Origin of the sequence: Paenibacillus terrigena DSM 21567 (genome assembly GCF_000374845.1) — a bacterium.
GTDB lineage: Bacteria > Bacillota > Bacilli > Paenibacillales > Paenibacillaceae > Paenibacillus_K > Paenibacillus_K terrigena.
The window spans coordinates 59,118-68,379 of the sequence record NZ_KB895429.1 but is presented as its reverse complement, the minus strand read 5'-3'; the positions used below and the strand labels follow the sequence as shown (position 1 = coordinate 68,379).

12 protein-coding genes and 2 rRNA genes are annotated in these 9,262 nt (G+C 45.7%); 12 read left to right on the top strand and 2 right to left on the bottom strand.

What is annotated here, in order from left to right:
- Both C558_RS0127455 and rrf read left to right on the top strand, forming a co-directional pair.
- A 23S ribosomal RNA gene (locus C558_RS0127455) occupies positions 1 to 85 on the top strand; the annotation flags it as partial.
- 62 nt (positions 86 to 147) lie between these two features.
- Positions 148 to 264: ribosomal RNA gene (gene rrf, locus C558_RS0127450) — 5S ribosomal RNA — on the top strand.
- An 88-nt stretch (positions 265 to 352) separates the two neighbouring features.
- Here rrf and C558_RS0127445 read toward each other — a convergent pair.
- Positions 353 to 880, bottom strand: a complete 528-nt coding sequence (locus C558_RS0127445) for a hypothetical protein (RefSeq protein WP_018759509.1) — start codon at positions 878 to 880, stop codon at positions 353 to 355.
- 241 nt (positions 881 to 1,121) lie between these two features.
- Between C558_RS0127445 and C558_RS0127440 the strand changes: the two genes are divergently transcribed.
- From C558_RS0127440 to rsmI, 10 genes are all read left to right on the top strand, one after another.
- Positions 1,122 to 1,307, top strand: coding sequence for a sigma factor G inhibitor Gin (locus tag C558_RS0127440; protein ID WP_018759508.1), 186 nt, complete (start codon positions 1,122 to 1,124; stop codon positions 1,305 to 1,307).
- 200 nt (positions 1,308 to 1,507) lie between these two features.
- The gene (locus C558_RS0127435; RefSeq protein ID WP_018759507.1) at positions 1,508 to 3,040 is read left to right on the top strand and encodes an aminotransferase class I/II-fold pyridoxal phosphate-dependent enzyme; all 1,533 of its coding nucleotides are present in this window, start codon (positions 1,508 to 1,510) and stop codon (positions 3,038 to 3,040) included.
- A gap of 14 nt (positions 3,041 to 3,054) precedes the next feature.
- Positions 3,055 to 3,756, top strand: a complete 702-nt coding sequence (gene tmk, locus C558_RS0127430; RefSeq protein WP_018759506.1) for a dTMP kinase — start codon at positions 3,055 to 3,057, stop codon at positions 3,754 to 3,756.
- A 39-nt stretch (positions 3,757 to 3,795) separates the two neighbouring features.
- Positions 3,796 to 4,125, top strand: coding sequence for a cyclic-di-AMP receptor (locus tag C558_RS0127425; RefSeq protein WP_018759505.1), 330 nt, complete (start codon positions 3,796 to 3,798; stop codon positions 4,123 to 4,125).
- 38 nt (positions 4,126 to 4,163) lie between these two features.
- Positions 4,164 to 4,607, top strand: a complete 444-nt coding sequence (locus C558_RS0127420) for a YaaR family protein (RefSeq protein WP_018759504.1) — start codon at positions 4,164 to 4,166, stop codon at positions 4,605 to 4,607.
- 30 nt (positions 4,608 to 4,637) lie between these two features.
- The gene (gene holB, locus C558_RS0127415) at positions 4,638 to 5,615 is read left to right on the top strand and encodes a DNA polymerase III subunit delta' (RefSeq protein ID WP_018759503.1); all 978 of its coding nucleotides are present in this window, start codon (positions 4,638 to 4,640) and stop codon (positions 5,613 to 5,615) included.
- Position 5,616: 1 nt separating this feature from the next.
- Positions 5,617 to 6,417 (top strand): PSP1 domain-containing protein, encoded by an 801-nt coding sequence (locus tag C558_RS0127410; RefSeq protein ID WP_018759502.1) that lies wholly within the window; start codon positions 5,617 to 5,619, stop codon positions 6,415 to 6,417.
- A 28-nt stretch (positions 6,418 to 6,445) separates the two neighbouring features.
- Positions 6,446 to 6,850, top strand: a complete 405-nt coding sequence (locus tag C558_RS0127405) for an initiation-control protein YabA (RefSeq protein ID WP_018759501.1) — start codon at positions 6,446 to 6,448, stop codon at positions 6,848 to 6,850.
- 57 nt (positions 6,851 to 6,907) lie between these two features.
- Positions 6,908 to 7,675: a tRNA1(Val) (adenine(37)-N6)-methyltransferase gene (locus C558_RS0127400; RefSeq protein WP_018759500.1), complete on the top strand. Its 768-nt coding sequence runs from the start codon at positions 6,908 to 6,910 to the stop codon at positions 7,673 to 7,675.
- The gene (gene rsmI, locus C558_RS0127395; RefSeq protein ID WP_018759499.1) at positions 7,672 to 8,556 is read left to right on the top strand and encodes a 16S rRNA (cytidine(1402)-2'-O)-methyltransferase; all 885 of its coding nucleotides are present in this window, start codon (positions 7,672 to 7,674) and stop codon (positions 8,554 to 8,556) included. The genes C558_RS0127400 and rsmI overlap by 4 nt, the downstream gene beginning before the upstream one ends.
- A gap of 320 nt (positions 8,557 to 8,876) precedes the next feature.
- Here rsmI and C558_RS0127390 read toward each other — a convergent pair whose 3' ends face one another.
- Positions 8,877 to 9,131, bottom strand: coding sequence for an AbrB/MazE/SpoVT family DNA-binding domain-containing protein (locus C558_RS0127390; protein WP_018759498.1), 255 nt, complete (start codon positions 9,129 to 9,131; stop codon positions 8,877 to 8,879).
- Positions 9,132 to 9,262 lie beyond the last annotated feature (131 nt).

Sequence of the window (9,262 nt, the reverse complement as noted above, 5' to 3'; positions counted from 1 at the left end):
GAAGACGACGAGGTTGATAGGTTGGAGGTGGAAGCGCAGCAATGTGTGGAGCTGACCAATACTAATCGGTCGAGGGCTTATCCTAAACATAAAACGCAAATTTATTTCGCATCTGGTTTTCAGAGATCAAACTCTGAACATAATCCGTTTGGTGTCGATGGCGGAGGGGTTCCACGCGTACCCATCCCGAACACGACCGTTAAGCCCTCTAGCGCCGATGGTACTTGGACCGCAGGGTCCTGGGAGAGTAGGACGATGCCAAGCAGCTAAAGACCACTTTTGAGATTCAATTCTCGAAGGTGGTCTTTTTTTGTGTTATAGCCCAAGTGGGTGTGACAAGAAAAAAGCTCTATTACGCTTTGTAATAGAGCATTTCGCTATCCGTTAATTTGAATAGGCCGTGTTTTGGTTGTTTTCTGAAGCGTGTAAAAAGGAATTGCCTCGGAATGATCAGCCATAGATGCCAGATGAGACTACCGGTTACGAACGAGATCGGGAACCATGGATATAAGATCAAGCAGACGCAAAGGCCTAGCCATGCGAGATGGCGATGTACACGGATAAAGATGCGATAGCCGATATATTGATCTGGAAGAAAGCCAATCCAAGGCAATACGCGGCGGAAGCGCCATTTTTTACGAATGGGTTCTCCTGCGAGAAGAAGGACTGAACGGATCACCACAAAATGGATCCAGAGAACAAATAATAAAGCGATTGCACTGTATAGTAACCCAAGTGGTCCGGAGAGCAATGTCTCAAGCAGTAGGACAATGGGAACGATAGCGAGATAGAACTTAAGCACCAGCTTATTGTAGACGACTTTCTGAATCAGGGTATATTGATAAAATGTTGCCTGTGTACTTGGGGGAGTGGGTGGCATTGTGTATTGTTCCTCCTTTGTGCCGAATAGTATGATTTCTTCTACCCTCAATAAGGACCTTCTATGTTATATATCGGTAGACAAGCCCAAAAGATTTGCTCATCCAATTAAAACGTACAGACACCTAATTCGGTTTTGCCGCATAAAAATATAAAAACATTGAAAACAACCTATGAAATCGGTTTAAAATACTAGATAACGTGCCATACTAATAGCAAAACAGGTTAAGGTGGGATTGTCGATGGAACATGTTCATGACAGCACCTGCATCATCTGCGGCGAGAAGAAGGAAGAAGGCATCGTCATTATATCTGAATTCATTTGTCTAGATTGCGAAGCCGAAATGGTGCATACAGATGTACAGGATGCAAAGTATCCGTTTTTTATTCATCAGCTAAAAAGAATTTTTATCTCAAATCATGTGTAATGCAAGATGAGTTTAATTTGTGAGGCTTTCGTTATGACGAGGGCTTTTTTTGTTTTGGCTCCCCCGCAAAGCACCTGATTGCTTGGAAGAGAAAGCATCACTTTGTGGGGTTATTTTGTTGTGTATGGGTAGATCTATATGTCTGTTGTGGATTTTACGGTAAAATAAAGGGGAGAACGTGTTGAAGGGATTGCTCTACCATGTCATCATTGAATCATGAACGTGCACCGCTGTATGAGGCGCTGCTGGAATATCGAGAACGGAAAAACCGGACTTTCCATGTACCTGGTCATAAGAATGGACAAGTCTACGAGAAAGAAGGACAGGATAAGCAGCAGGTCCGCTCCGTCTATGAGGAACAAACCGTTCTCCGTCATCTCATGGCCTTAGATGTGACGGAGATAACGGGGACAGATGATCTTCATCAACCGACTGGGGTGATCCGGGAAGCGCAAGAGCTTGCTGCCGATTGTTTTGGGGCGGAGGAGACTTATTTCCTGGTGAACGGGAGCACCGTTGGTAATCTAGCCTTGATCCTCACTTGCTGCACGGAGCCGGGCGACGTGCTGATCGTTCAACGCAACGTGCATAAATCTATATTGCACGGCTTGATGCTGGCGGGAACGCACGCGGTGTTCGTGACACCGCAACTCGACGCGCAGAGCGGTCTGTCCACGGCGCCTACCGTCGCTGCAATAACGGAGGCGCTTGAACGCTACCCAGCCGCAAGAGGGGTGCTGCTATGCAGCCCGAACTATTATGGCATGGGGGTGGATTTGCACGCCATGGCAAAAGCCGTGCATGCGCATGGCAAGCCACTGCTCATTGATGAGGCACACGGCGCTCATTACGGATTACATCCGGATCTGCCTGTATCAGCGATCCAATGTGGAGCAGACGGTGTGGTGCAGTCTACGCACAAGATGCTGTCATCGCTTACGATGAGTGCCATGCTCCATATCCAAGGGGACCGGTTGGATCGAGGGCTGATTCAACAGCGTCTAGCGATGCTGCAGAGCTCGAGCCCATCCTACCCGCTCATGGCTTCGCTGGACGTGAGTCGTCGTTGGATCCATATCCGAGGCGCTGATGCTTTTACACGAGGTTTAGAAGCAGTCGATTGGTTCCGCAGCAGTATGGAGCTCATGCCGAACTTTACACTGTTGACGTCCCCTTCCCTAGGCGAAGAAGTTGCTTATGTTACGCTTGATCCATTTAAAGTTACTGTCAGTGACCGAACGGGCCAATACAGCGGCTACGAGCTACAAGAAATGCTTGAAGAGCTCGGTTGTGTGCCTGAAATGTCGGATGTTAGACATGTTGTATTTGTATTTAGCTTAGGTTCAACGATGGAAGATGCCAAGGCGTTATTCCATGCTTTAGAACAAATATATCAAAGAAATATGGAAGCTAGGGATAGCCGGATACTGAGTTGTGAGAATCATACGGAGGTATTAAGTAATACGTCCATGCTTGTATCCGAGCCTATTCCATTCCGTCTGCAACCACTAGCGGCTAATGCATGGGATATCGTACCGTTAGAGCAAGCTGTACATCGTCAAGTTGCCGAAATGGTCATCCCTTATCCGCCTGGTATTCCACTGCTCTACCCTGGTGAGTATATTACTGAACAAATGATTCGAACCTTGCAACAGCTGTCTCAACAAGGGGCGAAATGCCAAGGGGTTTACGATTCGACACTTAAGACGCTTCGCGTATTAAGAAATGAATGAAGAGAGGCTTAGACATGCAATCTAAACAAACTTTTACATCTCAACAACAACAGAAAGGACACCCTTATGAGGGTCGCTTCATCACCTTAGAAGGTGGAGAAGGATCTGGTAAGACGTCCGCGATTCATTATATTGAGCAATATTATCAAGAACAAGGCATCCCGGTCATGCTAACGCGTGAACCAGGCGGGATTGCGATCTCGGAGAAGATGCGAGCTCTGATCCTGGATCCTGCCCATACGGAGATGGATGGCCGGACAGAAGCTCTTCTCTATGCAGCAGCACGCCGCCAGCATCTTGTGGAGAAGGTAATCCCAGCGCTTCAGCAAGGGACGATCGTGATCTGTGACCGGTTTATCGATAGCAGTCTAGCCTATCAGGGACATGCTAGGGGATTGGGGATGGATGAGGTGTGGTCCATTAATCAATTTGCGATTGGTGATGTGATGCCGGATTTGACCCTCTATCTGGATATTGAACCTGAGATCGGGCTCGCTCGCATTCAAGCGAATGCACAACGTGAAGTGAATCGGCTGGATCTAGAGCAATTAAGTTTTCACCTAAAGGTCCGAGAAGGCTATAATATAGTAGCGGCACAATTCCCGGAACGGATTCATAAGGTGGATGCAAGCCTGTCGTTACCGGAAGTTGCAGGGCAGATCTTACAGATCCTATCCGCATCACAAGAGGATTTTCCACCCTCTGTGTCAAATTAATATAGAGGGTATTTAGTCAAATGTTAAGGAGGCGTTATTATGAAACTTGTCATTGCCATCGTGCAGGATAAAGACAGCAACCGTCTATCGAATGCGTTAGTCAAACATAATTTCCGTGCTACTAAACTTGCAAGTACGGGCGGATTTCTACGTGCAGGGAACACCACGTTTATGATCGGTGTGGAAGACGAACAAGTGGAAGACGTGTTAGCTGTCATTCGTACGAATTGTAAGATCCGCGACCAACTGGTTACACCGGTATCGCCGATGAGCGGTACGACAGAGTCATATTTACCGCTTCCGGTTGAGGTTCAGGTAGGCGGAGCAACGGTATTCGTGATGCCAGTCGACCGCTTTGAACATTTCTAGACCATTCTGAAGTTGACCATAGAGAGTTGGGTTACAGTATGAAGATTAATCCGGGATTTCGACCGCTAGGACAGGAATTAAAATTGACGGACAATGCCTCGAAACAGATTGGCCAGAAAAATTTCTCTGATTTTATGTTCCAACAAGATCAGCAGGCTTCGAAAGAAGAACTTAATCAACGTATCCACCAAATCCACCAACAAGGTGATCGACTTGCGAAATCGATGACTGTGAGAGAATTATATCTCTATCGAACGATGGTCAAACGATTCTTAGAAGATACGGTGCGCCGAGGACTTGGAATTAAAGATGCCCGTGGCTGGGATCGAAGAGGCCGTGGCAAACGATATAAATTATTAGAAGAAATTGATTCGACTCTGATTGCGATGGCAGAGGAGCTGTTGAACAGTGAAGAAGGAAAAATCGAATTACTGAATAAGATCGGTGAGGTTCGGGGGATGTTAATTAATTATTGCTTCTAGAAGCGATAATGATGTGAAAGTGAGGCTATTATGTCTTTTCAAGATATTATCGGCCAAGTGCGCGCCAAGCAAATACTGCAGAATGAATTGCGGAATGACACCGTTTCTCATGCGTATCTATTCGCTGGGCCGAGAGGTTCGGGCCGGCGGCAAATGGCGCTGACACTGGCCAAATCATTGTTTTGTACGGAACGAGAAGGGGATTGCTGCGATCAATGTCTGGAATGCCGGAAGATTGATCATCAGAACCATCCGGATGTTCATGTGATACGTCCCGATGGATCATCGATCAAAATTGAGCAAATTCGCGCCTTACAACGTGAATTTGCTTACCGTACTGGTGACGGCAACCGTAAAGTATATATTATGGAACAAGCCGATCTAATGACGGTTCAAGCTGCGAATAGTCTGCTAAAATTTCTGGAGGAACCTTTGTCACCTGTAGTGGCTATTCTAATCACTGAGAATGGACAAGCGATGTTGCCCACCATACAGTCGCGAGCGCAATGGATTCCATTTACCCCAATGGATCCGGAGACGATGCTGCAGGTATTAGTACAAGAAGGCTTTGCACAGACAACAGCACGATGTGTCGTACATCTTGCTTCAGGGTTAGATGCGTGTAGAGAAATTATCCAACAGAATTGGTTTGCAGAAATTCGAAATGTAATGTTACAATTAGGTAAGGATTGTCTAAATCAGATGAACTCGGCGATGGTGACGGCGCATCAGCAGCTGTTCAAGACACCGCTAGCAGAGCATCTGGACACTCTAATGAGTTTATTCCTGCTTTGGTTTAAAGATATGATTCATTATCAGGTGGGCCGAACAGAAAGTATTATTTTCATAGATCAGCTGGAATCGATCAGCAAATATGCGTTTACTCGCGACGCGGAATCGTGGGTACGCTGTATGGAGCTGACGACGGACATGCAGAAGCGTCTGCGCGCGAATGTGAATCCGCAGTTAGCTTTTGAACAATTCCTAGTTGGAGTACAGGGGGGTTAGTGTGTACAACGTGGTGGGTGTCCGTTTCAAGAAAGCGGGCAAAATCTATTATTTCGATCCATTAGATCTGCCGGTCGAGAGAGATCAGCATGTGATTGTGGAGACGGTACGCGGCGTAGAATACGGCAAGGTTGTCATTGGGCCGAAAAGCGTGGGCGAGTCAGATGTCGTCTTACCGCTGAAGAAAGTGATTCGGATCGCAGATGATAACGATGCACGTATTGTTGAAGAGAACAAATTTGCAGCAAGAAATGCGCTCACAACGTGTTTAGATAAAATCCGAGATCATCAATTGAAGATGAAATTGGTGGACGTCGAGTTCACGTTCGATCGGAATAAAATTATTTTCTATTTTACAGCCGAAGGGCGCGTTGATTTTAGAGAATTGGTCAAGGATTTAGCGAGCATTTTTCGGACAAGGATTGAACTTCGTCAGATCGGTGTTCGTGATGAAGCGAAGATGCTGGGCGGTATTGGCCCATGCGGACGTATTCTATGTTGTTCTTCCTGGCTTGGAGATTTCGAGCCGGTCTCGATCAAGATGGCTAAAGACCAGAACTTATCCTTAAATCCAACGAAAATATCCGGTTTATGCGGACGCCTCATGTGTTGCTTGAAATTTGAGCATGATAACTATGAAAGTGTGAAGGAAGAACTTCCAAGCACCGGTAAAATCGTTATTACTTCATACGGTGAAGGAAAAGTCGTAGGTATCAATGCTGGTGAGCGTATAGTTCACGTTCAAATATTTGATTTGGGTAAAGTGAAAGAACTTCCTTTTGATGATGTTGTGGTAAAATAAGTACAATTGATTGCTCTGGGGTGGGAACTTGGAGAAAAAAGAGATTTTCACACAAATTCATAATATTGAATCACAAGCAGGGAACCTGCATGAGCAATTGGGTGAACTGAAGCTTGTGGTTAAGCAGTTATTAGAAGAGAACAAACGGTTAAGTATGGAGAATCAGCAGCTGAGGCGCGTGCTTCGGCGTGAGTCCATGCCACAAGAACAACACGTAGCAGCCGAGGCTGTGAATCAAGCTGTTACCAAGTCGTCGAAAGTTCCGGTAATTCATCCGGAAGCGATGGCGAACGCAGCTAGTGCGATTGTCGGTGAAGGCCATGATAATTTGGCGCGTTTGTATCACGAAGGTTTCCATATTTGTAACGTATATTACGGACATTTGCGGACCGAAGGCGATTGCCTGTTCTGTCTGTCATTTTTGAATAAATAACGACCGTAGGTAGACTCTGCCTACGGTTTTTTTTAATTGATCCGAGGAAAGGAACGTATGAATGTCATGGAAGAACTGAAATTACAGCCATCGGAGCGGGTGGATGATTTATTAACGCATGAGCTTCGAATTATTCAGAGTGATGAAGTGTTCAGCTTCTCGATGGATGCGGTCTTATTGGCAAGGTTCGCTGCTGTTCCGAAACGTGGGCGAATACTTGACTTGTGTACGGGTAATGGTGTGGTCCCACTTCTTCTCTCGACGCGGACAGAAGCGAAGATTGATGGGGTAGAAATTCAATCCCGTCTGCATGATATGGCATGTCGCAGTGTTGAGCTTAATGGGCTGCAGGAGCGAATTCACATCGTTCAAGGGGATTTGAAGACGTATTATCAAGAAGTCGGATATGAAATCTACGATGCCATTACCGTTAATCCGCCTTATATGAAGATGCTAACGGGGGAGCATAAGCTCAATAGCCATCAAGCGATGGCAAGGCATGAGCTTGGTTGTACGTTAGAAGATGTCATTGTCGCATGCAAGCGGCTGATTCGGACGGGTGGGAAGGTCTCGATGGTTCACAGGCCCTCTAGACTTGGCGAAATTGTGAGTATGATGCGGGAGCATAAGCTTGAACCGAAGCGGATACGTTTTGTGCATTCACGAATCGACCAGGAAGCGAATATGGTGCTCATCGAAGCGATTCGTGATGGCAAACCAGACCTTCGGTTATTACCACCACTCATTGTCTATAATGAGAACAATGAATATTGCGAAGAGTTATTGCAAATCTATTATGGGCCTAAAGTGGGGAGAGACAAATGACTTGGAATTTACAGAAAAGCTTTCAGAGAGGATCTGAACCGCAAGCAGGTACATTATATTTGGTGGCAACGCCAATTGGTAACCTGGAAGATATGACGTATCGTGCTGTACGCACGCTGCAAGAGGTCGATGTGATTGCCGCAGAAGACACCCGTCAGAGCCGCAAGCTACTCACACACTTTGAGATTCCGTCCAAGACATTGTACAGTTATCATGAGCATAATAAACATGCTAGTGGTCCAGAGCTGATACGTTATTTAATAGAAGGAAAAAATATTGCCTTGGTCAGCGATGCTGGTCTACCCGCGATTTCAGATCCTGGGACGGATCTTGTAGCGTTGGCGATTGAGAACGATATCTCGGTCGTACCGATACCAGGTGCCAATGCAGCGCTATCGGCTTTAATCGTATCGGGACTGCCTACAGAACGGTTTACCTTTGTCGGGTTCTTACCTCGGGATAAGAAGTCGGTTGAACAGGTCTTGGAATCTCTTCGCATGTCTGAAGGGACATTATTGTTCTATGAATCACCCCATCGTGTGTCGAAGACATTAGAGCATATGCACCGGGTACTCGGGAATCGCCGAATTGTGATGGCCAGAGAGCTGACGAAGAGATATGAAGAGTTCGCGCGTGGAACCATTGAAGAATGCCTTGCATGGCTTGAGGAGCATCCGCCGCAAGGGGAATACTGTCTCGTGCTAGAGCCTTCCGATGGCTCGGCATCTGCCGATCAGACGGTATGGTGGGAGTCCCTGTCAATTGAGGCGCATGTTGCGCATTATGAGGAGCGTAACGGGGGTAATCGGAAGGAAGCCATGAAACAAGCCGCCGCAGATCGCAATGTATCGAGAAGGGACATTTATAACTCTCTCTTATAAGTGAAGGGCTATAGCATTAAGTTTTATTTTAATAAAGGTTCAAAATCGGCTTATCAGCATCAAGAAGGTTGATTGAAACTGAAGAAGGAGAAGCGGAGTTTAGGCGAAACCTAAATGAGCATCGGACTTCGAAGTTGAAAGCAAGATTCGACGTCGAAACAACCTCCCGAATCACATCATGATCATAAGCCGATTTTGAACTTCCATATATGGAGAAAAAAAATATACCTTCTGGGCAGGTTAGGGCCACCGAAGGTACCAAGGAGATATAAAAAGGTTAGAATTAATAAGTTTGGTAAATCTATTATATACTAATTTTTTTATTTTGTCACAGGTGTTGGGATATCTGATAAGCATTCGTGACAAATTATTTTTCCCTTAAAGTATGTAACGTTCTCGGCATTACCACAGAAGATACAAGCAGGCTCGTATTTCTTAAGCATAATACGCTCACCATCAACATAAATCTCAAGCGCGTCTTTTTCTCCAATGCCTAATGTGCGGCGTAGTTCAATCGGAATAACGACGCGGCCCAATTCATCAACTTTTCTTACAATGCCCGTACTTTTCATCATTTTGTTATTGCTCCTCTCACCATTTAAAGAATCGACAAATGTCGACATAGTTCTATGTTTTTCATGAATATAATAGTACCAAGCATTCCCAAAATAGTCAACCTATAAAATCAATGCTAGACCTAGCAATA

Coding starts and splice junctions, on each gene's coding strand:
- C558_RS0127445 (WP_018759509.1), bottom strand. CDS start 880: ATGCCACCCACTCCCCCAAGTACACAGGCAACATTTTATCAATATACC.
- C558_RS0127440 (WP_018759508.1), top strand. CDS start 1,122: ATGGAACATGTTCATGACAGCACCTGCATCATCTGCGGCGAGAAGAAG.
- C558_RS0127435 (WP_018759507.1), top strand. CDS start 1,508: ATGTCATCATTGAATCATGAACGTGCACCGCTGTATGAGGCGCTGCTG.
- tmk (WP_018759506.1), top strand. CDS start 3,055: ATGCAATCTAAACAAACTTTTACATCTCAACAACAACAGAAAGGACAC.
- C558_RS0127425 (WP_018759505.1), top strand. CDS start 3,796: ATGAAACTTGTCATTGCCATCGTGCAGGATAAAGACAGCAACCGTCTA.
- C558_RS0127420 (WP_018759504.1), top strand. CDS start 4,164: ATGAAGATTAATCCGGGATTTCGACCGCTAGGACAGGAATTAAAATTG.
- holB (WP_018759503.1), top strand. CDS start 4,638: ATGTCTTTTCAAGATATTATCGGCCAAGTGCGCGCCAAGCAAATACTG.
- C558_RS0127400 (WP_018759500.1), top strand. CDS start 6,908: ATGAATGTCATGGAAGAACTGAAATTACAGCCATCGGAGCGGGTGGAT.
- rsmI (WP_018759499.1), top strand. CDS start 7,672: ATGACTTGGAATTTACAGAAAAGCTTTCAGAGAGGATCTGAACCGCAA.
- C558_RS0127390 (WP_018759498.1), bottom strand. CDS start 9,131: ATGATGAAAAGTACGGGCATTGTAAGAAAAGTTGATGAATTGGGCCGC.